Origin of the sequence: Streptomyces sp. NPDC017979, from assembly GCF_044328175.1 — a bacterium.
GTDB lineage: Bacteria > Actinomycetota > Actinomycetes > Streptomycetales > Streptomycetaceae > Streptomyces.
The window spans coordinates 115,721-140,397 of the sequence record NZ_JBIRGU010000006.1; the positions used below are offsets into that span (position 1 = coordinate 115,721).

The following is a 24,677-nucleotide window of genomic DNA, read 5'->3' on the forward strand; positions in this document are numbered from 1 at the left end:
CCATGCCTCTCTCTCCCGAGGAGCCTCAGATTCACGAGAGTGCCCAGGGTCCCCGCGCCACTCCGGCCGCCGGCCGCACCGCGCCGACCCCTCGTCCCGTACCCGGTCCGCGTTCCACGGCGTCCCCGCGCCCGGGGAGCCCCGTCCCGGCCCGTCCCGCGCCGCCCGTGCGCGCCCACGCCGGACAGCAGGCGTCACCCGCTGCCCCGGTGAAGAATCGTTCCCAGCCGCAGATTCAGCTGATTCCGGCGCCCGACGGCGGTGCGCTGGACGCGGCCGACGAGGCGGTCGACCTGTTGCTCGACTCCGGTCGGGCGCCCGGCGACGTCCTGGTGCTGACCACCGGGGAGCAGCACCCGTGGGCGGCCCACGAGCTGTCCTTCGGCGAAGCCGGCTACTGGTCGCAGCACGACGCGGGGGACGACGTCTTCTACGCGTCCGCCGACGCGCTCGGCCGGGCCGCGACCCGAGCCGTGATCGTCGTGGCCGTCAACGGCGGGAGCGACGACCACGCGGCCCGCGTGCTGCCCGCCGCCCTGGAGAAGGCGGGCGCCCTGCTGATCGTGTGCGGTGATTCCCAGCGGATCAACAGCGCGCTCGGCGCGGGCGTCTGAGGGCTACGGCCCCTTCGACGTCGTACGACAGCCGGAGCCGTCCGGGCCGGTACGGGGAACGTGACCACACGGTCCCCGTACCGGCCCGTCCAGTCGTGCGCGCGCATCGCGTGCCTTCAGCGGCGGGCCGCAGTGCGCCGCAGCGCTTCCGGCGCCCCGCTGGCGGTGCGCACCTCCAGCGGCTCGCCCGCCAGCGAACTGGCGAGGTCGCTCGGCGTCGAGGTGGAGCTGGGCCGTCGCCCGCCCCGCCCTTCGCCGAACACCTGCCAGCCGCCGCGGGTGAGGGTGATGTACGCGCCGCAGCGCAGCCCGTGCAGGGTGCAGGCGTCCCGCAGGCCCCACATCCAGGCGCCGTCCTCCTCGGTCCACCGCTCGTCGCCCTCGCGGCAGTAGAGCAGCACGGCCGTGCGCACCGGCGTGCGTCGGCGCAGATCGTGCGGGATCACCCGGCGGAGGTGGGCGAGCAGCGCGTTCCGGAACTCCCAGCCGTCCACGGGGGCGGAGCGGCGGGCGAACGACGCGCTGGCGGCGAGACGTTCCTCCGGATCGAGCACGGCCACCACGGCCGTCGTCGGCGTCGGTCGGTGGCGGGCGTGCAGCCCGCTCACCACCTCGCGCGGATTGCGCAGCAGCGGTATCCCGGCCGCCGCCCACTCGGAGGGTTCCAGCATCCTGGCGAGGCGGTTGGCGGAGTTGGTCATCGAAGTGGCTGCGGACGAAGCGAATCCGAAGGTCACGTTCCTCCCTTCGCATACGCGCCCACAGAGCGGGCAGGGTGGGATGGAGTGAGGACGCACCGCGGCACGGCCCTATCGGACCACGAAGGGACCGTGCGGGGAGCGCTTCCAATTCTTCCTGGCTCGTCCGGATGCGGCAACGAGCAATTCGAACGCGCTGGTAGGAATGGCCGGGTATGCCGGTGATATCCCCACCCTCAGCCTTCCCTCTGTTCCCTACCGTGCCCAGACCGTCCGCTCTTGAACCAATGGACCAGCGGAAACGGCCCGTCGCGGCGGGCAGCAGTCGACGTCGGACGAGGCGTGTCCGCAGGTCGAACGCGGGGGAGAACAGCCGCGGGGCACCGGGCGTGGCCGTCACGCTGAGTGAATTGGCCGATCGGCCCCGCCCTCCGGTTGCATGGGGGCATGGACGATCTGGAGCTCCGCACCGAAGCCGACGCCATCCTCGCCGAGCTGGTCGGCGACCCGGGGGGTGCGGCGCGGCTGCGCGAAGACCAGTGGCAGGCGGTCGCGGCCCTGGTGCGGGAGCGGCGGCGGGCCCTGGTGGTGCAGCGCACCGGCTGGGGCAAGTCGGCGGTGTACTTCGTCGCGACCGCCCTGTTGCGGCGGCGCGGCGCCGGCCCGACCGTGATCGTCTCGCCGCTGCTGGCGCTGATGCGCAACCAGGTCGAGTCGGCGGCGCGGGCCGGGATCGCGGCGCGCACGATCAACTCGGCCAACCCGGAGGAGTGGGACACGATCTACGACGAGGTGGAGCGCGGCGAGACCGACGTCCTCCTCGTCAGTCCGGAGCGGCTGAACTCGGTGGACTTCCGGGAGAACGTGCTGCCGCGGCTGGCGGCCACGACGGGCCTGCTGGTGGTGGACGAGGCGCACTGCATCTCGGACTGGGGGCACGACTTCCGCCCCGACTACCGCCGGCTGCGGGCGCTGCTCGCCGAGCTCGCGCCCGGGGTGCCCGTGCTGGCCACCACCGCGACCGCCAACGCGCGGGTCACCGCCGACGTGGCGGAGCAGCTGGGCACCGGCGGTGGTGAGGCCCTGGTGCTGCGCGGCCCGCTGGAGCGGGAGAGCCTGCGCCTGGGCGTGGTCGAGCTGCCGGACGCGGCGCACCGCCTGGCCTGGCTCGCCGAGCACCTGGGCGAGCTGTCGGGCTCCGGGATCATCTACACGCTGACGGTGGCCGCCGCCGAGGAGACCACCGCCTTCCTGCGGCAGTGCGGCTTCCCGGTCTCCTCCTACACGGGTCGCACGGAGAACGCCGACCGCTTGCAGGCCGAGTCCGACCTCCTGGAGAACCGGGTCAAGGCGCTGGTGGCGACTTCGGCGCTGGGGATGGGCTTCGACAAGCCGGACCTGGGGTTCGTGGTGCACCTCGGTTCGCCGTCCTCCCCGATCGCGTACTACCAGCAGGTGGGGCGCGCGGGCCGCGGGGTGGCGCACGCGGACGTGCTGCTGCTGCCGGGCAAGGAGGACGAGGCGATCTGGCGCTACTTCGCCGACAGCGCCTTCCCGCCGGAGGCACAGGTCCGCCAGACCCTGACCGCCCTCGCGGAAGCGGGCCGCGCGCTGTCCGTACCGGCCCTGGAGGCGGCGGTCGACCTGCGGCGGAACCGGCTGGAGACCATGCTCAAGGTGCTCGACGTGGAGGGCGCCGTACGGCGGGTGAAGGGCGGCTGGGAGAGCACGGGGCAGCCCTGGTCGTACGACACCGAGCGGTACGCCTGGGTGGCCCGCCAACGGGCGGCCGAGCAGCGGGCGATGCGCGAGTACGTGAGCACGTCCGGGTGCCGGATGGAGTTCCTGCGCCGGCAACTCGACGACGAGAGGGCGCGCCCGTGCGGCCGGTGCGACTCCTGCGCCGGCGTGTGGATCGGCTCCACCGTCTCCACCGAGGCCCTCACGGGCGCCACCAAGGAGCTGGACCGCCCGGGCGTGGAGGTGGAGCCGCGCCGGATGTGGCCGACCGGCATGCCCTCCATCGGCGTCGACCTCAAGGGCCGCATCCCGGCCGGCGAGCAGTGCGCCACCGGGCGTGCGCTGGGCCGGCTCTCCGACATCGGCTGGGGCAACCGGCTGCGTCCCCTGCTGGCGGCGGACGCCCCCGACGGCCCCGTCCCCGACGACGTCCTGCGGGCCGCCGTGGCCGTCCTCGCCGACTGGGCGCGCTCGCCCGGCGGTTGGGCGCCGAACGTCCCCGACGCCACCGCACGGCCGGTGGGCGTCGTCGCAGTGCCCTCCCTGACCCGCCCCGTCCTCGTCGACACGCTCGCCCGGGGCGTCGCGGACGTGGGTCGCCTGCCCTTCCTGGGCACCCTGGCGTACACCGACGTCGACGGCGCGCACGCGGCGCGGCGCAGCAACTCGGCGAAGCGCCTCAAGGGGCTGTCCGCGGCGTTCGCCGTCCCCGACGACCTGGCGGCGGCGCTGACCGGAGCACCTGGTCCGATCCTGCTCGTGGACGACTACACGGAGTCGGGGTGGACGCTCGCGGTCGCGGCCCGCCTCCTCCGTCGGGCGGGTGGTGAACGAGTCCTTCCGCTGGTGCTCGCAGCGACGGGCTGAGCCGCCCGGGGCAGGCGGCTGTCGGAACGTCAGCAGCGCAGGGGCGGGATGCGCGCTGCCGACTTCCTCCATGTAACCCGATGCCGCGGACGAGGTGCCAGCGACGCCGTGAGCCTGTGGATAACGTTATCCACAGGGGTCGCGGACCGGGGGGTGTTCGCGGGACCGTCGTGCCATGAGCAAGCACGACGATGCCTTCGACGGCACACCGACCGCGCGTACCGCGCACACGTCCCATCCGACGCACCGCACTGATCCAGGCGCCCGCGCTGACGCCCCCGCGGGCGCCGGCTCCCTTCCCGACCCTGGCTCCGGCCCTGCTCTCAATCCCGCTCACGGGCCTGCTCCCAGTCACAGCCGCAGTCCCGCCGTCGGCCCCGCTTCCGCGCGTGCCACGGACGCCGTCGTCGGTTCGATCGACGACGAGCAGATCACCCTGCGCGGCCCGGCCGAACTCGCCGACGCCCTTCCGTACCTGCTGGGCTATCACCCGACGGACTCCGTCGTCCTCGTGGCGCTGCACGGCAGCCGCGGCCGTTTCGGCGGACGCGTGAAAGTCGGCATTCCGCGCTCTCCCAGCGAGTGGGACTCGGTGTCCCGACAGCTCGCCGAGTGCCTGATCGAAGGGAGCACGAGCCGTAGCGCCCGCCCCGACGGGATCGTCCTCTTCCTGTGCCAGGACCCGGCCGACGGCGCGGCGGGACGGTCGGTCGTGGAGCGGCTGCGGCCCTTGGCCCAACTGCTGCGCACCGCCTGCGGCGCACTCGACGTGCCCGTGTACGAGGCGCTGTGCATCGCGGACGGCCGCTTCTGGTCCTACTGCTGCCCCGACGAGCGGTGTTGCCCGCCGGACGGCACGCCCCTGGTCCCGGCCGGCACCTCGGTCATGGCCGCCGCGGCCGCCTGCGCCGGGCTGCACGTGCGGGGGTCGCAGCGCGAGCTGGAAGCCAGGTTCGAGCCCGTGCCGTCCCCCGAGGCCGACGTCCAGCGCCAGGCGTTGGACCTGGCGGGCTTCGACCTCGTGAGCCGCATCCTGGGCCGCGGCGTCGAGCGTCGGCAGGTAGCCGACGAGACGATCGCGCTGGCCCGGGAGCTGATGGACCGTCTCGCCCGCGCTGACGCGCCGCCCCTGCCCGGACGGGACGTCGCTGACGACCGGCTGATCACCCACGCCGAAGCCGCCACGATGATCTTCGGCCTCCAGGACCGCGAGACGAGGGACCGGGCCGCGGCGTGGATGGAGGGTGCGGACGCCGAGCCCGCCCTCAGGCTGTGGCGGGTCCTGGCGCGCCGCTGCGTCCGCCCCTACGGCGAGCACGCCGCCGCGCCCCTCACCCTCGCCGGCTTGGTGTCCTGGTCGACCGGTGACGAGCCGGCGGCGCGGATCGCCCTCGGTCTGGCGCTGCGCAAGGACCCCGACTACGTCTTCGCCCGCCTGCTGCACGAGGCGTGCAACCAGAACCTGGATCCGGAGCTGGTCCGCAGCTTCCTGCGCGACGGCCGGGCGCCGGGGCCGCACCCCGAGGCGGCCCCGGCGCCCGCGATTCCGGTGGACGGTGGCCGGCCGCCCCGTCCCGCCGCCCGACCGCCGGCAGCCCGACCGTCTGCCGGGCGGCCCCGGGGGCGCACGTCGCCGATGGCCGGACCCCGCGGAAGGAGCGGGGCCGCCCGTCGAGCCCAGGGGAAGGAGGAAGCGGCTGAGCTGGACTGACAGGAGGCGCCCGGAGGGCAGCGGGGCCGTGGTGGCGAGGGGGAAGAAAGAGCCCGCAGCTACTAGCGAAAGGAGTGTTTATCGTCAGGCAGACGACTATGATCACGGTCATGTCTCCCTACGACCCGTCGGCCTTTCCTCCCTTTGCTGTCACCGTCGACCTGGTCGTGCTCACCGTGCGCCGGCACGCGCTGTGCACGCTGGTCGTACGCCGTGGGGAGCCGCCGTTCCAGGGGCGGTGGGCGCTGCCCGGCGGGTTCGTGCGGGGGGACGAGGACCTGGCCGCCGCTGCGGCGCGCGAGTTGACCGAGGAGACCGGGCTGTGCGCCCACGACCCGGCTTCCTCGACCCCGGACGGGGGCGCCCATCTGGAACAGCTCGCGACCTACGGCGATCCGAAGCGCGACCCCCGGATGCGGGTCGTCAGCGTGGCCCACCTGGTGCTGGCGCCCGATCTGCCCGCGCCCCGGGCCGGTGGCGACGCCAACAGTGCGCGCTGGGCACCCGTTGCGGATCTGCTGGGTCAGGACGGTGGGTTCGGCCGGGAGGACGAGTCGTCCGGCGCCGCGGTCTCCCTCGCCTTCGACCACGCGCGGATCCTGGCGGACGGGGTGGAGCGGGCCCGTTCCAAGATTGAGTACTCCTCCCTGGCCACTGCCTTCTGCCCGCCCGAGTTCACCGTCGGCGAGTTGCGGCGGGTGTACGAGGCGGTGTGGGGCGTGGCGCTCGACCCCCGGAACTTCCATCGGAAGGTGACGGGCACGCCCGGGTTCCTGGTGCCCGCCGGCGGTACGACCACCCGTCAGGGGGGCCGTCCGGCACAGCTCTTCCGGGCCGGCGGCGCCACCTTGCTCAACCCTCCGATGCTCCGCCCCGACGTCTGAGCACCTGAAGGACCACGGTCCTCGGCGCCCTGCTCCCGAGCGCCCATGCTCCCGGCGTCCGCGGTCCTGAACGGCCGAGGTCCCGGCGTCCATGGTCCTGACGGCTGACGGCTCCTGCGCGGGGGAGCGGGGCGACGGGAACGCGCGTTGGGCGCAGGCTGCGCAGAATGTCTGAAATGTCGAGTTATCGTGCTGGTGCCGCACGCGCCGCGCGCGGCGTCCCTGCGCTCCCGCGAGAGTAACGATGCTCCAGGCCATCGGATTGACCAGCGCCCCTCGGGGGGACCGCCCGCCCGCCGTCGACGACCTCACCTTCGGCGCCGACTCCGGCGGGGTCACTGCCCTCCTCGGCGGCCCCGAGGCGGGCAAGACGACCGCGCTGCGCCTCATGCTGGACCTGGAGCCCGGGCAGGGGGTCACGTACTTCAGCGGCAGCCGGCTCCACCAGCTCGCCCACCCGGCGCGCGAGGTGGGCGCGTTGCTCGGCGACGTCCCGGGGCACCCCGCGCGGACGGCCCGTGGGCAGCTGCGGATGCTGTGCGCGGCGGCCGGCGCGCCCCTGGCCCGCGCGGACGAACTGCTGGAGGTCGTCGGGCTCGCGGGAGCGAAGGACGAACGGCTCGGCGCGCTGCCGCTCGGCATGGACCGACGGCTCGGGCTCGCCGCCACCCTCATCGGCGACCCGCAGACGCTGCTGCTCGACGAGCCGGCCAAGGGGCTCTCCCCGCGGGAGCAGGGCTGGCTGTACGGGATGCTGCGCCGGCACGCCGAGCGCGGCGGAACGGTCCTGTGCACCGTCGCCGACGCCAAGGAGGCCGTCCGGTTCGCCGACCGCGTCGTCGCCATCGACGCCGGGCGCCTCGTCGCCGACCAGGACGCCGTCGAGTTCGGTCGCACCCGGCTGCGGTCCCGCGTCGCCGTGCGCACCCCGCACGCCGTCCGCCTCGCCGACGTCGTCCACCGCGAGGCCCGTGCTGCCCGGCGCTCGGTGGAGGTGGTGACCGAGCCCGGCGGGGCGCTTTCGATCTACGGCAGCAGCTGCGCCGAGGTCGGCGAGGCGGCGTACCGCCACGGCGTCCTCGTGCACCGGCTCGCCGAAGAGACCCGCGACGCGGGCTGTGCCCCGGACGGCGAGCGGCCCTCGCCGCAGCAGGACGAGCCGACGCCCGCCGCCCCGGTCCGCAAGAAGCGCCCCGGGGTCGACGGCATCAGCACCGCCCTGCCCGTGCCCCGCCCGATGACCGCCCCCGCGCGCCCCCTGCGCTACGAACTGCACCGCCTCCTCGGCGTGCGCACGGCCGCCCTGGTGGTCGGCGCCGTGCTGCTCGTCTCGGTCGCCCTCAGCCTGATGCTCGCCCGCTCCCAGCACACACCGCTGCAAGACGCCGTGGCAGCCTGGCCCGACGTCCTGCCGCTGCCGCCGGCCGCCCTCGCCGCGGGCCTGATCGGTGCGCTCGCCTTCGGCGACGAGTACCGCTACCCCGCGCTCGCCGCCGCGCGCGGCACCGTGCCCCGCCGCGTCGGCCTGCTGCTCGCCAAGCTCGCCGTCACCGCCGTCGCCGCGCTGCTGACCGCCCTGCTCGTCGCCGTCGCCGACCTCCAGGCCCTGCGCCTCCTCTACGGTCCCGACGCCACCGCCCTGCCGGGGAACTGGCCGGCGCTGGCCGCCGCCTGGGGCGGGCTCGCGGTCGGCTGCGCCTGGGCCGGGCTCCTCGCCGCGGGCACGTTCCGGGCGACCGCCGCTGGCGTGGCGGCCGTCCTCGCCGTACCGGTCGCCGTCGCCCCCCTCGTGCAGAAGGCGCTGAGCACCCCCTCGGTGCGCTCCGTCGCCGGGCTGCCCGACCGGCTGCGGGACCTCGCCTGGGGGCAACTGCCCCACCAGGCCGACATCTGGCTGATGGCGGGCGCCCGGCTGCTGACCCGCCCCGTCGGCGTGGCGCTGGCCCTCTCCGTGGCGGCGCTGGTCTGCGCGTACGCCTTCACCGGGTTGCGCCGCAGGGTGCGCTGGTGACCGGTGGAGCGGGCCGTTGGAACACCCGCCGGCCGGTCCGTTCCAGCGCGCCCACCGGTCACACCCTCCGATGGTCGGATCAACCGACGCTCGACTTCTCGGTGAAATGACCGCTTCTATCCGATAAGTCGTCAATTGTGGGGGAAGCGCCGATCACCCTTTCGTGTGCTTTTCACCAAAGACCTCAAGGCGCGTGGAGGGCACGCCGACAAAGGATGCGTGAGCACCCTTGCCCAGACCATGATGACCGCCCGTCCCGCCGAGTCCGGCCTCGCCGGCCCGGGTGAAGTCGACCGATACCCATACCCGGACTCCCACGCCGCCGAACGCGTCTCGCCGCCCGTCTGGGACGGCTCCGAGGCGGAGTTGGGTCGCGCCGGACGTCGAGCCGCAGGTAGCCGGGGCCGTGGACTGCACGGCCAACTCGTCCAGCAGCTGGGCCAGATGATCGTCTCGGGGGACCTGGGCGCCGACCGCCCGCTGGTCCCCGAGGAGATCGGGCAGCGCTTCGAGGTCTCCCGCACCGTCGTGCGCGAGTCCCTGCGCGTCCTGGAGGCCAAGGGCCTGGTCAGCGCCCGGCCGAACGTAGGCACCCGGGTCCGCCCGGTCAGCGACTGGAACCTCCTCGACCCCGACATCATCGAGTGGCGCGCCTTCGGGCCGCAGCGCGACGACCAGCGCCGTGAGCTGTGCGAGCTGCGCTGGACCATCGAGCCCCTGGCCGCCCGGCTCGCCGCGGGCCACGGCCGCGAGGACGTCCAGCAGCGCCTCGCCGACATGGTCGAGATCATGGGCCACGCCCTCGCCCAGGGCGACGGGATCACCTTCTCCCGCGCCGACAACGAGTTCCACACCCTGCTGATCCAGCTCGCGGGCAACCGCATGCTGGAGCACCTCTCCGGCATCGTCTCCGCCGCCCTCCAGGTCTCCGGCGGCCCCGTCACCGGCTGTGACCGGCCGAACGAGGTGGCCCTGACCCACCACGCCCGCATCGTCGAGGCCCTCGCGGCCGGCGACGCCTCGGCCGCCGAATCCGCGATGCGCCAACTGCTCACCGTCCACCCCGAGGTGGAGCGAGTGGTTCCCGCGCCGCGCGAGCACTGAACGCCGGGCCGTGGCGCCGGGCGTACGGGGCGTGCGCACACCGTGTCCGCACCCCGCGCATGCCGCCGGATCCCAGGGGTCCGGCGGCATGGTTGCGCGGCGCACCGGCGCGGCACACTTGCAGGAGGAACATCCGGTACATCCGGTTTCGCGGCACTTGTCGTGTGACTCGGGCCACGCGGATTGTGCGTAACGCTCCGGGAAGCACCGCGATGACCTAAGAGGTGACAGCCGAGGAGGGAATACAGCCGCCGCTCGTGGCGCTGTGGAGTTCCGAGGTTGGTTCCGCCCGCGCCACCGGTACATCCGCAGCCCGGTGGTCGTCGGCTCCGGCCCGATCATGGGCTGAGCCGGAAGCCGTTCTCAATCGTTCCGAGAGGTTGTTCGTGTCGGCCAGCACATCCCGTACGCTCCCGCCGGAGATCGCCGAGTCCGAGTCTGTGATGGCGCTCATCGAGCGGGGAAAGGCTGATGGGCAGATCGCCGGCGATGACGTGCGTCGGGCCTTCGAGGCTGACCAGATTCCGCCAACCCAGTGGAAGAACGTTCTCCGCAGCCTCAACCAGATTCTTGAGGAAGAGGGTGTGACGCTGATGGTCAGTGCCGCAGAGTCGCCCAAACGCTCCCGCAAGAGCGTTGCTGCGAAGAGCCCGGCGAAGCGCACCGCCACCAAGACCGTCGCGGCCAAGACGACGCGGGCGAAGACCGTCGCCGCCACCGCCGCGCCGACGGCGGAGACCGTCGACGTGCAGGCCGGCGACGAGTCCGGGGTGAGCCCCGCCAAGAAGGCCGCGGCCAAGAAGACGGCTGCGAAGAAGACGGCGGCCAAGAAGACCGCCACGAAGAAGACCGCGGCCAAGAAGGCCACGGCCAAGAAGGACTCCGACGAGCCCGTCGACACCGACGAGCTGATGGACGACGTCCAGCCCGGCAAGGGCGACGAGGAAGAGGCCGAGGGCGAGAGCAAGGGCTTCGTCCTCTCCGACGAGGACGAGGACGACGCTCCCGCGCAGCAGGTCGCGGTCGCCGGCGCCACCGCCGACCCCGTCAAGGACTACCTCAAGCAGATCGGCAAGGTCCCCCTGCTCAACGCCGAGCAGGAGGTGGAGCTGGCCAAGCGCATCGAGGCGGGCCTCTTCGCCGAGGACAAGTTGGCGAACGCCGACAAGCTGGCCCCCAAGCTCAAGCGCGAGCTGGAGATCATCGCCGAGGACGGCCGGCGCGCCAAGAACCACCTGCTGGAGGCCAACCTCCGGCTCGTGGTCTCCCTGGCCAAGCGCTACACCGGTCGCGGCATGCTCTTCCTGGACCTGATCCAGGAGGGCAACCTGGGTCTGATCCGCGCCGTCGAGAAGTTCGACTACACCAAGGGCTACAAGTTCTCCACGTACGCCACCTGGTGGATCCGGCAGGCGATCACCCGCGCCATGGCCGACCAGGCCCGCACCATCCGCATCCCGGTGCACATGGTCGAGGTCATCAACAAGCTCGCGCGCGTGCAGCGCCAGATGCTCCAGGACCTGGGCCGCGAGCCCACCCCGGAGGAGCTGGCCAAGGAGCTCGACATGACCCCGGAGAAGGTCATCGAGGTCCAGAAGTACGGCCGTGAGCCGATCTCCCTGCACACCCCGCTGGGCGAGGACGGCGACAGCGAGTTCGGCGATCTGATCGAGGACTCCGAGGCCGTGGTCCCGGCCGACGCGGTGAGCTTCACGCTCCTCCAGGAGCAGCTGCACTCGGTGCTGGACACGCTCTCCGAGCGCGAGGCCGGCGTGGTCTCCATGCGCTTCGGCCTGACCGACGGTCAGCCGAAGACGCTGGACGAGATCGGCAAGGTCTACGGGGTGACGCGTGAGCGCATCCGGCAGATCGAGTCGAAGACGATGTCGAAGCTGCGCCACCCGTCGCGGTCCCAGGTCCTGCGCGACTACCTCGACTGATACGAGCGACCGCGCGAACGACGCGCGCGTGCCGAAGGCCGGACTCCGCAAGGGGTCCGGCCTTCGGCGTACCGTCGCGTCCACCGGGGTGCGTACGGCTGGCACAGGTGTGCGTCAGCTCGGTGCGGTGCGAGGGTGCGCGCGGCGGGGTACTGACTGACGCTGAGTGGTGAAGTCGTCCACGCAGAGTCAGGAGATCGCATGCGCCCTTCCCTTGTCCGAGCCCTGACGGGAGTGCTCGCCCTGGTCGCCACCGGAGCCGTGGCGCCACTGGCCTCGTCCGCGCCGGCCGCGGCCGACAGCATCGTCGTGGGCGGCTTCCCGGTCCAGGTCTCCGATACGCCGTGGGTCGTCGCCCTCGCGAGCCGTGACCGGTTCGGCGGAACGCGGGCGGGCCAGTTCTGCGGCGGGGTGGTGATCGCTCCGAGCAAGGTCATGACGGCCGCGCACTGTCTGAGCCGCAACGTGCTCGGCGGGCCGGTCAGCGGGGTGAAGGACCTGCGGGTGATCGTGGGGCGCACCGAACTCGCCTCCTCGGACGGGAAGGAGGTCGCCGTGAGCAGCCACTGGATCACGCCGCAGTACGACCCCGGGACGAACAGCTCGGACCTGGCACTGCTGACCCTGGCGGAGGAGCTGCCCGCGTCCAGGGTGCTCCCGATCGCGCCGGCGGGCGATGCCGCCTACCAGCCGGGGACGCCGGCGAAGGTGTACGGCTGGGGCGACACGGAGGGCGACGGCAGCTATGCGTCGGCGCTGCGGGCGGCGGAGGTCGGCGTCCTGGAGGACCGCACCTGCGAGCGGGCCTATCCAGGGGGCCTGAACGGGCGCTACGAGGCCGACACGATGCTCTGTGCCGGAACGTCCGAGGGCGGCCGCGACGCCTGTCAGGGGGACAGCGGCGGGCCCCTGGTGGCCCGGGGGAAGCTGATCGGGCTGGTGTCGTGGGGGAGCGGCTGCGGAAGGGCGGACAGTCCCGGCGTCTACACCCGGGTCTCGTCCGTACCGCTGCCCTGACCCGCCAGGGCGCCACTGTGGGGCGCTGAGGGGGCGCGGGCCGCCGTGGGGAGCGCCGGGGCCGCCAGGGGCCCGTACGGCGGGATTGCGGGAGCGGGATACGAGAGCGGGCGGTCACCCTTGAGGATCAAGGGTGACCGCCCGTCGGTCAGTCCGGGACCGACCTTGGCTCGTCGTGGATGCGAGGTGTCAGTGATCCTCATCTCCGACGCGGGCCGGGACGGCCGTGAGTCGGTCGGTCTCATCCTGTATTTCCGCGGCGATCTTCTTGAGTTCCGGCTCGAACTTGCGTCCGTGGTGGGCGCAGAAGAGCAGTTCACCGCCGCTGGTCAGGACGACGCGCAGGTATGCCTGGGCGCCGCAGCGGTCACAGCGGTCAGCGGCCGTCAGCGGGCTCGCGGGTGTCAGAACAGTAGTCACGTCGCCTCTTCTCTAGCTCGACGAGCTGTCGTACCAGGGTCAACATCCAACCAGCCCGAAAACGTTCCCGCTCGGGGCTTTTCCTCGAAAACTTCCTCCCGAGGTGGCTGTCTGCTACCAGGTGGCGGCGAATGAGCCGTATTGCAGGGCTTTACGGGTTTCGCGTTGCTTGGCTTGTCTCTGGCTGGGGTGGCCCTCGCCGGCTGGCTTGCCGGTTGTTCAAGAGGACGTGCCCGGAGCCTAAATGGTTCATGCCTGGAAGGGAACGTGATGTTCGCGTCACCCCATCGGGGCATCGAACGTCCGTGCGACCCTGGACTACGATGAAGAATCACGAGGGTGGCGTTACATCGGCTCTATCAGGGGTCGGTACCCTCTGAGCCGGCGACCGACGCCGGGGCTCTACCCCACTGGGCCACATTTGAAATTCAGCGAGGAGCGAACCGCGTGACCGCCGAAACGTCCGGGCCGTCCACAGCTTTGCTGACTGCGGAGCGTGACGGCTCCAACTACACAGCGCGGCACCTCCTCGTCCTGGAGGGACTCGAAGCGGTCCGCAAGCGCCCCGGCATGTACATCGGCTCCACCGACAGCCGCGGTCTGATGCACTGCCTCTGGGAGATCATCGACAACTCGGTCGACGAGGCACTCGGGGGCTACTGCGACCGCATCGAGGTGATCCTCCACGAGGACGGCTCGGTCGAGGTCCAGGACAACGGCCGCGGCATCCCGGTCGACGTGGAGCCCAAGACCGGGCTGTCCGGCGTCGAGGTCGTGATGACCAAGCTGCACGCCGGCGGCAAGTTCGGCGGCGGCGCGTACGCGGCCTCCGGCGGCCTCCACGGCGTCGGCGCCTCCGTGGTGAACGCCCTCTCGGCCCGGCTGGACGTCGAGGTCGACCTGGGCGGCGCCACGCACTCCATCAGCTTCCGCCGCGGCGTCCCCGGCGTCTTCACCGAGCAGGGCCCCGAATCCCCCTTCGACCCCCAGAACGGCATGCGCAAGGGCAAGCGGGTCCCCAAGACCCGCACCGGCACCCGCACGCGCTACTGGGCCGACCGCCAGATCTTCCTGAAGGACGCCAAGCTCTCCCTGGAGACGCTGCACCAGCGCGCCCGCCAGACCGCCTTCCTCGTGCCCGGCCTGACCATCGTGGTCCGCGACGAGCGGGACCTGGAGGGCGAGGGCAAGGGCCAGGAGATCTTCCGCTTCGACGGCGGCATCAGCGAGTTCTGCGAGTACCTGGCCCAGGACCGGGCCGTCTGCGACGTGCTGCGGCTGACCGGCCAGGGGACCTTCAAGGAGACCGTGCCCGTCCTGGACGACCAGGGCCACATGACCCCCACCGAGGTCACCCGCGAGCTCGGCGTCGACGTGGCCCTGCGCTGGGGCACCGGCTACGACACCACCGTCAAGTCCTTCGTGAACATCATCGCCACCCCCAAGGGCGGCACGCACGTCTCCGGCTTCGAGCGCGCCGTGACCAAGACGGTGAACGAGGTCCTGCGCGCCGCCAAGCTGCTGCGCGTGGCCGAGGACGACGTCGTCAAGGACGACGCCCTGGAGGGGCTGACCGCGGTCGTCACCGTCCGGCTGGCGGAGCCGCAGTTCGAGGGGCAGACCAAGGAGGTCCTCGGGACGTCCGCGGCGAACCGGATCGTGGCGAACGTGGTCGCCAAGGAGCTCAAGGCGTTCCTGACGTCCACCAAGCGGGACGCCAAGGCGCAGGCGCGCGCGGTGCTGGAGAAGGCCGTCGCCGCCGCCCGCACCCGGATCGCCGCGCGTCAGCACAAGGAGGCCCAGCGCCGCAAGACGGCCCTGGAGTCCTCGACGCTGCCCGCCAAGCTCGCGGACTGCCGCAGTGACGACGTGGAGCGCAGCGAGCTCTTCATCGTCGAGGGGGACTCCGCGCTGGGCACCGCCAAGCTCGCCCGGAACAGCGAGTTCCAGGCGCTGTTGCCCATCCGGGGCAAGATCCTCAACGTTCAGAAGTCGTCGGTCTCCGACATGCTGAAGAACGCCGAGTGCGGGGCGATCATCCAGGTCATAGGGGCCGGCTCCGGGCGCACGTTCGACATCGACGCCGCTCGCTACGGCAAGATCGTCCTGCTGGTGGACGCCGACGTCGACGGCGCCCACATCCGCTGCCTGCTGCTCACGCTCTTCCAGCGCTACATGCGGCCCATGGTGGAGGCCGGCCGGGTCTTCGCGGCGGTGCCGCCGCTGCACCGGATCGAGCTGGTCCAGCCCAAGAAGGGCCAGGACAAGTACGTCTACACGTACTCCGACAACGAACTGCGTCAGACCCTGCTGGAGTTCCAGCGCAAGGGCGTCCGCTTCAAGGACAGCATCCAGCGCTACAAGGGCCTCGGCGAGATGGACGCCGACCAGCTCGCGGAGACGACCATGGACCCGCGCCACCGCACGCTGCGTCGGATCAACATCGGCGACCTGGACTCCGCCGAGCAGATCTTCGACCTGCTGATGGGCAACGAGGTCGCGCCCCGCAAGGAGTTCATCACCAGCTCCGCGGCCACGCTGGACCGCTCGCGCATCGACGCCTGACCCGTACTGCCGGACGCCTGCCCCGTACTGCGGCGGCCGTCCGGCGCGCGAGCCCACCCGGGGGTGGAGTCCTGGACTCCACCCCCGGGGCGATTCCCGGCCGGCCCGCCCGCTGCCTAGCATCGAAGGGCCGCGGGGGACGACGGCGCGCCAGTGGGAGCGGCGCCGCAGCGCGAGGAGGGGGATGCCGTGGTGGCCGGAAACAGCGTGGTCGCCTGGCCGGCGCGGGAGTCGCTGACGCGGCTGGGCGTGCCGTGGCCGAGGATCGTGCTGGACGCCGTGCTGATGGGCTCCCTGGCGACGTGGGCGGTCTCCAGTGCGTACGCGTCGGGCGACTTCACCGGCTGGCGGTCCCTGCTGCCCGTCGCCGTGCTGCTCGTCGCCCTGGGCGTCTTCGCCGGCTACTACGAACTCACCCTCAGCAACCGCCTGCTGCCCTCGCTCGGCCTGCTCGCGGTCCTCGGAGTGCTGGGCTGGGGGGCCTACGAAGCGGGTGCGGAGGTGTCTGCCGCGGTGCTGTGGATCCTCGGGTCCGCGATGGCGCTGGAGCGGTTGCCGTTGGCCTTCGCGCTGGCCGTCGCCCTGACCCTGGCCACCTTCTTCACGGTGATCCTCACGGGGACCACCGTGCTCGGGCGGGTGATCACCGTCGCCGGGATCGTCCTGGGCGGATACGCGCTGCGGCTGGACGCCCAGGCCAGGGGCGCCGGCTTCCGGCTGCTCGCCCAGGAGCGGGCGGCGCGGGAGGCGGAGGCCACGTCGGCCGCGCTCGCCGAGCGCGCCAGGATCGCCCGGGAGATCCACGACGTGCTCGCTCACAGCCTCTCCGCGCAACTCGTGCACCTGGAGGCGGCCCGCATCCAGGTCGAGCGCGGCCCGCAGGGGCCCTTCCGCGACCAGGTCCTGGAGCGGGTGACCGCGGCCCGTGGGATGGCGCGCCAGGGGCTGGCGGAGACCCGACAGGCGCTCTCCGCGCTCCGGGGCGAGTTGGCGTCCGCCGAGGAGTACCTGCGGGAGGTCGCCGCGGAGGACGGTGCCGAGGTCGCCGTCACGGGGGAGCCGCGCCCCCTGTCCCCGCAGACGTCCCAGGCGGTGCGACGGGCGGCCCAGGAGGCGCTGACGAACGCGCGCAAGCACGCCCCGGGCTGCCGGGTGCGGATCGCGCTGGCGTACGAGGAGGGCGGCGTGACCCTGGAAGTGCGCGACAGCGGGGCCAGGGGCCCTTGCAGCGCGCTCGGGGCGTCGGGCTCCGGGTACGGTCTGCTGGGGATGCGCGAGCGGGCCGAACTGCTCGGCGGCACCCTGGACGCGGGACCGGAGGGGACGGGCTTCATGGTGCGGTTGTGGGTGCCGCTGTGACGGGTGAGATGACCGAGGCTGGCGGGGGCGGCGTGGAACGACTGAGGAACGACGGTACGAGCGGGGCGGACGGTTCACAGGTGGGTGCCGAGCAGGCGCGGGGCGAGAGCGGGACGGCGTCGGCCACGGAGAAGGACGCTCCGGTCCGGGTGGTCGTCGCGGACGACCAGGCCGTGGTGCGCGAGGGCATCGTGATGCTGCTGGGGCTGCTGCCGGGCATCGAGGTCGTCGGCTCGGCCAAGGACGGCGAAGAGGCCGTCGCGCTGGTCGCCGAACTCGCCCCGGAGGCCGTCCTGATGGACCTGCGGATGCCGCGCTGCGACGGCGTGGAGGCCACCCGTCGCATCCGCGCGCAGTACCCGGGCACCCAGGTCGTCGTGCTCACCACCTACGCCGACGACGACTCGCTCTTCCCGGCGCTGCGGGCCGGCGCGCGCGGCTATCTGACCAAGGACGCGGACGGCGAAGCGATCGTCCGGGCCATCCAGGACGTGGTGGCCGGCCGCGCCGGGCTCTCCGCGGACGTCCAGCGCATGCTGCTCGAACGGGTCGCCACCGCCCCGGAACCACCGGCCCCGAAGCTGCCCGACGGGCTCACCGGCCGGGAGGGCGAGGTCCTGGCGCTGATCGCGGACGGGCTGAGCAACCCGGAGATCGCCCGCCGCCTCCACATCTCCACCGCGACCGTGAAGACGCACATCAACAACCTCTTCGCGAAGGCCGGGCTGCACGACCGGGCGCAGGCGGTGCGCTACGCCTACCGCAACGGGCTCGCCCAGCCGCCGCGCACCGGGACGGGAGCGGGCTGAGCGCTGTTGGTCCTTTGGCCCACTGGCCCTGTGCCCCTTCCGGCTTGCGCCGTCGCCTCGACTGCGAGCGCGGTTTCGCCGTGCGGCGCGCTGTGTCGTGGCGTCTGCGGCCCGGTGGTGGGCTGGTCGCGCAGTTCCTTCCCCTGTGCCCTGCGGTCACGGGGGACCCCAGTGCCCCTGGACACCACCGTCGTTGCCCCGCGGGTGCGTTGGTCTCTGCAGCCCGGTGGTGTGTTGCTCGCGCAGTTCCCCGCGCCCCTGACTTGCCTCCCCCGTCACTCGTCTGCAGGCTGTCGCGGGAGCCAATGCCTGCAAGCCGCACGAGGCGCAACCCAGGTGGCGACGGGGGTCCCCCACGCCCTTTGGGCGTAGGGGGCGGAACTGCGCGACCAGCCCACCACCGGGCCGCGGGGACCGATGCTCCCGCGGGGAAACGGCGGCTACGTCCAGGCGCACGGGGTGGGGGCTAGTGCCGTGACCGGCAATGTTTGCCCGTGAGGAGTGTCGTCCGGTGCGTGCGATCGCAAGGCGGCCGGAAGCTCTGGTAGCGGAGCTACCAGGGGTTTCGGCCAACGCGGCGAGGGTGCGTGCCGGACGGGACGACAGGGCAAAGCTTGCCGGGAGGGGCACTAGGTGCCCGTCGACCACAGGTAGCGGTGTTCCGGGCGGCCCGTCTCGCCGTACTTCAGGCTCAGCCGGACCCGGCTGCCGCGCTCCAGCAGCTTCAGGTAGCGCTGCGCCGTCTGGCGGCTGACTCCCGCCCGTTCCGCGATCTCCTGCGCGGACAGCGGCCCGTCCGCCGCCTGGAGGACCCGGCGCACCAGTTCGGCCGTGGTCCGGGAGTGGCCCTTGGGCAGGTCGGGCGCGATCGAGCCGGCCGACAGCGCCCCGAAGATCCGGTCCACCTCCGACTGCTCCGCCTCGCCGCCCCGGCCCAGGGTGCGCCGCAGCCCGGCGTACGCCTCCAGCTTGGAGCGCAGCCCGGCGAAGTTGAACGGCTTGACCAGGTACTGGAGCGCGCCGTGGCGCATGGCGGCCTGCACCGTCGCCACGTCCCGCGCGGCCGTCACCATGATCACGTCGGTCTGCCGGCCGAGGCTGCGCAGCTCGCGCACCACGGCGAGCCCGTTGCCGTCCGGCAGGTAGTGGTCCATGAGGACCAGGTCCACCGGTGCGTCCGTGATCCGGGCGACCGCCTCGGCGGCGGAGTGGGCCGTCGCGGCGACCCGGAAGCCGGGCACCTTGGCGACGTACGCGGCATTGATCCGCGCCACCCGGACGTCGTCGTCGACGACGAGCACGTCGATCGTGTGCGGCTGCGTCATCGGACCTCCCCGGCCGTGGCGTGCTCCTGGGGTTCGCCGGAGTCGCCCAGCTCCGACAGGGCCTCCGGCAGGACGACGATGAACTCGGCGCCGCCGGTCGGCGCCTCGCGCACCTCGACGTGGCCGCCCTGGCGCTGGGCGAGCCGGCGCACCATGGCGAGCCCGAGGCCGCGCTTGCCGTGGACGGGCAGTTCCTTGGTGGTCCAGCCCTCGGTGAAGATCTTGTCGCGGTGCTCGGGCGGCACGCCCGGCCCGCTGTCGGTGATCCGGAGCACCGCAGTGCGGCCCTCCGCGTACAACTCGACCTCGATCCACGGGTCCTCGGACCCGGCGGCGGCGTCCATGGCGTTGTCCACCAGGTTGCCGACGACGGTGACCAGCTCGCGCGGGTCCACCACCCGGTCGGGCAGCAGCGTTTCGGGCGCGATGCTCAGCGAGACGCCGCGCTCGGCTGCCACCGTGGTCTTGCCCACCAGCAGGGACGCCAGCAGCGGGTCGTGCACGCGCTCGGTGACCTGTTCGGCGGTGGCGCGGTGCACCCCGACGACCTCGGTGACGAACTCGACCGCCTCGTCGTGCATCTCCAGCTCCAGCAGCCCGAGGAGGGTGTGCATGTGGTTGGCGTGCTCGTGGTCCTGGGCCCGCATGGCGTCGATCAGGCCGCGGGTGGCGTCCAGCTCCCGGCCCAACTGCTCCAGCTCGGTGCGGTCGCGCAGGGTCGCCACGGCGCCTCCGTCGTCGGTCGGCATCCGGTTGGCGATCAGCACCCGGTGGCCGCGCACGGTCACCAGGTCCACGCCGGTGACCCGCCCCGTGAGCACGCCGACGGTCCTGCTGGTGCCGGCCTCGCCCAGGACCTGTTCCAGCGGCAGCCCCTTGCCGTCGGATTCGAGCCCGAGCAGCCGCTGCGCTTCGTCGTTCATCAGCCGTACCCGGCCCGCGGCATCGAGCGCCACCACGCCCTCGCGGATGCCGTGCAGCATCGCCTCCCGCTCGGCGAGGAGCGCGGAGATGTCGGAGAACGCCAGGTCGTGGGTCTGCCGCTGGAGGCGGCGGGAGATCAGGTACGCGGCGATCGCGCCGACGGCCAGCGCCCCGCCCGCGTACGCGACCAGCCCCGGGATCGCGGAGAACAGCCGGTCGCGGACGCTGTCGTACTCGATGCCGACGGACACCGCGCCGATGATGTCGCCGCCGGCGTCGCGCAGCGGGACCTTGCCGCGGGCGGAGCGGCCCAGCGTGCCGCTGTCGATCTCCATGATCTCCCGGCCCGCCAGCGGGACGCTGGGGTCCGTGGAGACGACGCGGCCGATCTCCCCGCGGGAGGTGTGCGACCAGCGGACCCCGCCCCGGTCCATGATCACGATGTATTCGGCGCCGGTGGCCTTGCGGATCCGCTCGGCCTCCGCCTGGACGGGACCGTCCGGGGTGGGGCTGCTGGACAGCAGCTTCTTCGCGACCTCGGGGGAGGCCGTGGTCTGGGCGATCGCCAGCGCCCGGCGCATGGCCTGGTCGTCGAGTTGGGCGCTGAGCGGCGCCAGGAACAGGCCGGTGGCCAGCACGGTCACGCCGGTCGTGATGACCAGCTGCATGAGCAGGACCTGCGAAAACACCCGCTGCGGCCAGCCGAAGCGGCGGCGGCGGGGCAGGGCGGGCTGATCGGTGCTCATGGAAAGGAACGGTACGGTGCCGGGCTGCGTTACGAAAACGCACCGCCTATGCTGCCCCCGCCCCGCCGTACGAGAAGGTCCAGGTGAACCCCCGGTGAGCCCCACCGCCCAGCCGAGCCGGCCGCGCCCCCAGATCCCCGTCATCGTCCTCGCGGGCTTCCTCGGATCGGGCAAGACGACCCTGCTGAACCATCTGCTGCGCAGCTCCCGGGGCACCCGCATCGGCGCGATCGTGAACGACTTCGGTTCCATCGAGATCGACGCCATGACCGTGGCCGGCCAGCTCGGCGACTCCACGGTCTCCCTCGGCAACGGCTGTCTGTGCTGCGCCGTCGACGCCTCCGAGCTGGACGTCTTCCTCGACCGGCTCACCCGGCCGGCCGCCCGCCTCGACGTGATCGTCATCGAGGCCAGCGGGCTGGCGGAGCCCCAGGAACTGGTGCGGATGGTGCTCGCCAGCGAGAACGAGCGGATCGTGTACGGCGGGCTCGTCGAGGTCGTCGACGCGGCGGAGTACGAAGCGACCCGGGAACGGCACCCGGAGATCGACCGGCACCTGGCCGTCGCGGACCTGGTGGTGCTCAACAAGACCGACCGCGTGGACGGCGAGCGGCTCGCCCGGCTGCGCACCGCGCTCGACGGGTCCGCGGCCGTCGTCGAGTCGACGTACGGGCGGGTCGACCCGGAGCTGTTCTTCGACCGCCGACCCGCCGCGGAGCGCGTCGGACAGCTCGCCTTCGACGACCTCCTGCACGATGACGAGGTCGCCGAGGGGGCCGACGGCGCCGCGTGCGGTGCCGGCCACGACCACGCCGCGCATCTGCACGCCGGGTACGAGAGCGTCGCCTTCACCGCCGAGGCTCCGATGCACCCGCGCCGGCTGCTGGACTTCCTCGACGCCCGCCCCGAAGGGCTCTACCGCATCAAGGGATACGTCGACTTCGGAGCGGCGGACGCCGACAACCGCTACGCGGTCCACGCCGTCGGCCGCTTCCTGCGCTTCTACCCCGAGCCCTGGCCCGGGGACGCGCCCCGGCGCACCGAGCTGGTGCTGATCGGCTCGGGCGTGGACGGCCCGGCGTTGCTGCGGGACCTGACGGCGGCCCGGGCCGCCCGACGTGAGGACGCACCGGACGAACGCAGCATGTGGGGCGTCCTCAGGTACGTCCCCGCCCCTGCCGAGGAGGACGGGCCGGAGCCGGACGCGGACGGCGAGCCCGTACCCGTGCCCTCCGGTGCGTACGAGGAGCCCTGGGGCCCGTACGCGCCGGAGGACCGGTCCGAGTAACCGCTGTCGGGCTTACTGCGGCGGGCCCGCCAGCACCGCCACCGGCGAGGTCAGCGGAGTGCCCGAGCCGTCGCGGCGCGGGTCCGGCTCCGGGAGCGCCGCCGGGGCGCCGTTCTTCTGGGCCGCCCTGGCCGGTGCAGCGCCCGCCCAGGCCAACAGCAGGACGTCCTCGCCCTTGAGGAAGCGCTGACAGCGCACCCCGCCGGTGGCCCGGCCCTTGCGCGGGTACTGGTCGAAGGGGGTGAGCTTGGCCGTGGTGATCGAGTCGTCCAGCGCGCCGGTCGCGCCGGCGGCCGTGAACACCACCGCGTCCACCGCCGGGTCCACGGCGGCGAACGACAGCACCCGGGCGTCCTGCGCCAGCTTGATGCCGGCCATGCCGCCCGCGGCCCGCCCCTGCGGGCGCACCTGCCCGGCCTGGAAGCGCAGCAGTTGGGCGTCGGAGGTGATGAAGACGAGGTCCTCCTCGCCGGTGCGCAGCTCAGCGCCGCCGACGACGCGGTCACCGTCCTTGAGGGCGATGACCTCCAACTCGTCCTTGTTCGACGGATAGTCGGGGACGACCCGCTTGACGACGCCCTGGAGGGTGCCGAGCGCGAGACCGGGCGAGTCCTCTTCCAGCGTCGTCAGGCAGACCACCGACTCGCCGGTCTCCAGCGACAGGAATTCGGCGATCGGCGCCCCGCCCGACAGGCTCGGTGCGGACGCGGTCTGCGGCAACTGCGGCAGGTCGATCACGGCCAGCCGCAGCAGTCGTCCGGCCGACGTCACCACGCCGATGTCGGCCCGCGCCGAAGACCGCACGGACGACACGATCAGATCGTGCTTGACGCGCTTGTCGGCGGGCTCCGGCAGCGGTTCGCCCGAGGCGGTACGCGCCAGCAGTCCCGTCGACGACAGCAGCACCTGGCAGGGGTCGTCCGCGACCTCCAGGGCAACCGCCGCCACCGGTGCCGCCCCGGCCTCCAGCAGCACCGTCCGCCGCTCGGTGGCGAACTTCTTCGCGACCGTCGCCAGCTCGGACGAGACCAGCTTGCGCAGCTCGGCGTCGGACTCCAGGATCGCGGTCAGCCGCTCGATCTCGGCCGTCAGCGTGTCCCGCTCGCCCTCCAACTCGATCCGGTCGAACTTGGTGAGCCGGCGCAGCGGGGTGTCGAGGATGTACTGCGTCTGCACCTCGGAGAGGGAGAAGCGCTCCATCAGGCGCTGCTTGGCCTCGGCGGAATTGTCGCTGGAACGGATCAGCCGGATGACCTCGTCGATGTCGACCAGGGCCACCAACAGGCCCTCGACCAGGTGGAGCCGGTCGCGCCGCTTGCCGCGGCGGAACTCGCTGCGCCGGCGCACGACCTCGAAGCGGTGGTCGAGATAGACCTCCAGCAGCTCCTTCAGACCCAGCGTCAGCGGCTGGCCGTCGACCAGCGCGACGTTGTTGATGCCGAAGGACTCCTCCATGGGCGTCAACTTGTAGAGCTGCTCCAGCACGGCCTCGGGCACGAAGCCGTTCTTCACCTCGATGACCAGGCGCAGCCCGTGCGCACGGTCGGTGAGGTCCTTCACGTCGGCGACGCCCTGGAGCTTCTTGGCGCCCACCAGGTCCTTGATCTTGGCGATCACCTTCTCCGGGCCGACGGTGAAGGGCAGTTCGGTGACGACCAGGCCCTTGCGGCGGGCGGTGACGTCCTCCACGGTCGCGGTGGCGCGGATCTTGAACGTGCCGCGGCCGGTCGCGTACGCGTCCCGGATGCCGGCGAGGCCCACGATCCGGCCGCCCGTCGGCAGGTCGGGCCCCGGCACGAACCGCATCAGGGTCTCCAGGTCGGCGCCCGGGTGCCGGATCAGATGGCGGGCCGCGGCGATGACCTCGCCGAGGTTGTGCGGCGGCATGTTCGTCGCCATGCCGACCGCGATGCCGGAGGCGCCGTTGACCAGCAGATTGGGATAGGCGGCCGGCAGGGCGACGGGCTCGCGCTCCTGACCGTCGTAGTTCGGCGCGAAGTCGACCGTGTCCTCTTCGATGGACTCGGTCATCAGGGAGGTCGCGTCCGCCATCCGGCACTCCGTGTACCGCATGGCGGCCGGAGGGTCGTCATTGCCGAGCGAGCCGAAGTTCCCGTGGCCGTCGACGAGGGGGAGGCGCATGGAGAACGGCTGCGCCATGCGCACCAGGGCGTCGTAGATCGACTGGTCGCCGTGCGGGTGCAGCTTGCCCATCACGTCACCCACGACGCGGGCGCACTTCACGTAGCCACGGTCCGGGCGCAGCCCCATCTCGTTCATCTGGAACACGATCCGGCGTTGCACCGGCTTCATGCCGTCGCGCGCGTCCGGCAGGGCGCGCGAGTAGATCACCGAGTACGCGTACTCAAGGAAGGAGCCCTGCATCTCGTCGACGACGTCGATGTCGAGGATGCGCTCCTCGAAGTCGTCGGGCGGCGGGGTTTTCGTGCTGCGGCGGGCCATTGCGGCTGCTGCTCCTTCGCGACCGGATCGGGCAACTGACGCCGACCATTGTGTCCCGTCGCACTGACAACGCCGACCACGACCCGGGAACATCCGCGCGAACGGCGTCAGCCGGACGCGACCGGACCCCCGTGCGCCCGGTCGAGTACGCCCACCGCGAACCGCAGCTTTCGCCAGGTGTCAGCGCGCTTG

At 72.5% G+C, this 24,677-nt stretch carries 17 protein-coding genes; 12 read left to right on the forward strand and 5 right to left on the reverse strand.

Features of this window, described 5'->3' with window-relative positions; translation table 11 throughout:
• Positions 1 to 2: 2 nt before the first annotated feature.
• Complete coding sequence (locus ACH4E8_RS18525) at positions 3 to 614, forward strand: hypothetical protein (protein ID WP_398449407.1); 612 nt, start codon at positions 3 to 5, stop codon at positions 612 to 614.
• 116 nt (positions 615 to 730) lie between these two features.
• Here the strand turns inward: ACH4E8_RS18525 and ACH4E8_RS18530 are convergent, their stop codons facing one another.
• Positions 731 to 1,351, reverse strand: a complete 621-nt coding sequence (locus ACH4E8_RS18530) for a hypothetical protein (RefSeq protein WP_398449409.1) — start codon at positions 1,349 to 1,351, stop codon at positions 731 to 733.
• A gap of 408 nt (positions 1,352 to 1,759) precedes the next feature.
• Here ACH4E8_RS18530 and ACH4E8_RS18535 point away from each other — a divergent pair, with 408 nt between their 5' ends.
• The 7 genes from ACH4E8_RS18535 to ACH4E8_RS18565 all read left to right on the forward strand — a co-directional run bounded on the left by ACH4E8_RS18535 (position 1,760) and on the right by ACH4E8_RS18565 (position 12,586).
• Entirely contained in the window at positions 1,760 to 3,919 is a 2,160-nt protein-coding gene (locus tag ACH4E8_RS18535) for a DEAD/DEAH box helicase (protein WP_398449411.1), read from the forward strand.
• Positions 3,920 to 4,094: 175 nt separating this feature from the next.
• A complete protein-coding gene (locus tag ACH4E8_RS18540) occupies positions 4,095 to 5,630 on the forward strand; it encodes a DUF4192 family protein (protein WP_398449413.1) in 1,536 nt (511 codons plus the stop codon).
• Positions 5,631 to 5,740: 110 nt separating this feature from the next.
• Positions 5,741 to 6,514 (forward strand): NUDIX domain-containing protein, encoded by a 774-nt coding sequence (locus tag ACH4E8_RS18545; RefSeq protein WP_398449415.1) that lies wholly within the window; start codon positions 5,741 to 5,743, stop codon positions 6,512 to 6,514.
• A 244-nt stretch (positions 6,515 to 6,758) separates the two neighbouring features.
• On the forward strand, positions 6,759 to 8,525 hold the full coding sequence (locus ACH4E8_RS18550; RefSeq protein WP_398449416.1) for an ATP-binding cassette domain-containing protein: 1,767 nt from the start codon (positions 6,759 to 6,761) through the stop codon (positions 8,523 to 8,525).
• 219 nt (positions 8,526 to 8,744) lie between these two features.
• On the forward strand, positions 8,745 to 9,629 hold the full coding sequence (locus ACH4E8_RS18555; protein WP_398449418.1) for a FadR/GntR family transcriptional regulator: 885 nt from the start codon (positions 8,745 to 8,747) through the stop codon (positions 9,627 to 9,629).
• 386 nt (positions 9,630 to 10,015) lie between these two features.
• A complete protein-coding gene (locus ACH4E8_RS18560; protein ID WP_398449420.1) occupies positions 10,016 to 11,569 on the forward strand; it encodes an RNA polymerase sigma factor in 1,554 nt (517 codons plus the stop codon).
• Between the two features lie 201 nt (positions 11,570 to 11,770).
• Positions 11,771 to 12,586 (forward strand): serine protease, encoded by an 816-nt coding sequence (locus ACH4E8_RS18565; protein WP_398449422.1) that lies wholly within the window; start codon positions 11,771 to 11,773, stop codon positions 12,584 to 12,586.
• A gap of 189 nt (positions 12,587 to 12,775) precedes the next feature.
• On the opposite strand, the gene ACH4E8_RS18570 is transcribed toward ACH4E8_RS18565, so the two are convergent.
• Entirely contained in the window at positions 12,776 to 13,006 is a 231-nt protein-coding gene (locus ACH4E8_RS18570) for a hypothetical protein (protein ID WP_361545189.1), read from the reverse strand.
• Between the two features lie 447 nt (positions 13,007 to 13,453).
• On the opposite strand from ACH4E8_RS18570, the gene ACH4E8_RS18575 reads away from it, so the two are divergent.
• The 3 genes from ACH4E8_RS18575 to ACH4E8_RS18585 all read left to right on the forward strand — a co-directional run bounded on the left by ACH4E8_RS18575 (position 13,454) and on the right by ACH4E8_RS18585 (position 17,739).
• Positions 13,454 to 15,571 (forward strand): type IIA DNA topoisomerase subunit B, encoded by a 2,118-nt coding sequence (locus ACH4E8_RS18575; protein WP_398449424.1) that lies wholly within the window; start codon positions 13,454 to 13,456, stop codon positions 15,569 to 15,571.
• Positions 15,572 to 15,763: 192 nt separating this feature from the next.
• Positions 15,764 to 16,930 (forward strand): sensor histidine kinase, encoded by a 1,167-nt coding sequence (locus ACH4E8_RS18580; protein ID WP_398449426.1) that lies wholly within the window; start codon positions 15,764 to 15,766, stop codon positions 16,928 to 16,930.
• 194 nt (positions 16,931 to 17,124) lie between these two features.
• On the forward strand, positions 17,125 to 17,739 hold the full coding sequence (locus ACH4E8_RS18585; RefSeq protein WP_398449752.1) for a response regulator: 615 nt from the start codon (positions 17,125 to 17,127) through the stop codon (positions 17,737 to 17,739).
• A 629-nt stretch (positions 17,740 to 18,368) separates the two neighbouring features.
• Here ACH4E8_RS18585 and ACH4E8_RS18590 read toward each other — a convergent pair.
• Both ACH4E8_RS18590 and ACH4E8_RS18595 read right to left on the reverse strand, forming a co-directional pair.
• Entirely contained in the window at positions 18,369 to 19,064 is a 696-nt protein-coding gene (locus tag ACH4E8_RS18590; RefSeq protein WP_398449428.1) for a response regulator, read from the reverse strand.
• A complete protein-coding gene (locus tag ACH4E8_RS18595; protein WP_398449430.1) occupies positions 19,061 to 20,734 on the reverse strand; it encodes an ATP-binding protein in 1,674 nt (557 codons plus the stop codon). Before ACH4E8_RS18595 ends, ACH4E8_RS18590 begins: the two co-directional genes overlap by 4 nt.
• A gap of 94 nt (positions 20,735 to 20,828) precedes the next feature.
• Here ACH4E8_RS18595 and ACH4E8_RS18600 point away from each other — a divergent pair, with 94 nt between their 5' ends.
• Entirely contained in the window at positions 20,829 to 22,022 is a 1,194-nt protein-coding gene (locus tag ACH4E8_RS18600) for a CobW family GTP-binding protein (protein WP_398449432.1), read from the forward strand.
• 12 nt (positions 22,023 to 22,034) lie between these two features.
• Here ACH4E8_RS18600 and ACH4E8_RS18605 read toward each other — a convergent pair whose 3' ends face one another.
• Positions 22,035 to 24,485, reverse strand: a complete 2,451-nt coding sequence (locus ACH4E8_RS18605) for a DNA topoisomerase (ATP-hydrolyzing) subunit A (RefSeq protein ID WP_398449434.1) — start codon at positions 24,483 to 24,485, stop codon at positions 22,035 to 22,037.
• Between the last annotated feature and the right edge of the window lie 192 nt (positions 24,486 to 24,677).

Coding starts and splice junctions, on each gene's coding strand:
- ACH4E8_RS18525 (WP_398449407.1), top strand. CDS start 3: ATGCCTCTCTCTCCCGAGGAGCCTCAGATTCACGAGAGTGCCCAGGGT.
- ACH4E8_RS18535 (WP_398449411.1), top strand. CDS start 1,760: ATGGACGATCTGGAGCTCCGCACCGAAGCCGACGCCATCCTCGCCGAG.
- ACH4E8_RS18540 (WP_398449413.1), top strand. CDS start 4,095: ATGAGCAAGCACGACGATGCCTTCGACGGCACACCGACCGCGCGTACC.
- ACH4E8_RS18545 (WP_398449415.1), top strand. CDS start 5,741: ATGTCTCCCTACGACCCGTCGGCCTTTCCTCCCTTTGCTGTCACCGTC.
- ACH4E8_RS18550 (WP_398449416.1), top strand. CDS start 6,759: ATGCTCCAGGCCATCGGATTGACCAGCGCCCCTCGGGGGGACCGCCCG.
- ACH4E8_RS18565 (WP_398449422.1), top strand. CDS start 11,771: ATGCGCCCTTCCCTTGTCCGAGCCCTGACGGGAGTGCTCGCCCTGGTC.
- ACH4E8_RS18585 (WP_398449752.1), top strand. CDS start 17,125: ATGCTGCTGGGGCTGCTGCCGGGCATCGAGGTCGTCGGCTCGGCCAAG.
- ACH4E8_RS18590 (WP_398449428.1), bottom strand. CDS start 19,064: ATGACGCAGCCGCACACGATCGACGTGCTCGTCGTCGACGACGACGTC.
- ACH4E8_RS18595 (WP_398449430.1), bottom strand. CDS start 20,734: ATGAGCACCGATCAGCCCGCCCTGCCCCGCCGCCGCCGCTTCGGCTGG.
- ACH4E8_RS18605 (WP_398449434.1), bottom strand. CDS start 24,485: ATGGCCCGCCGCAGCACGAAAACCCCGCCGCCCGACGACTTCGAGGAG.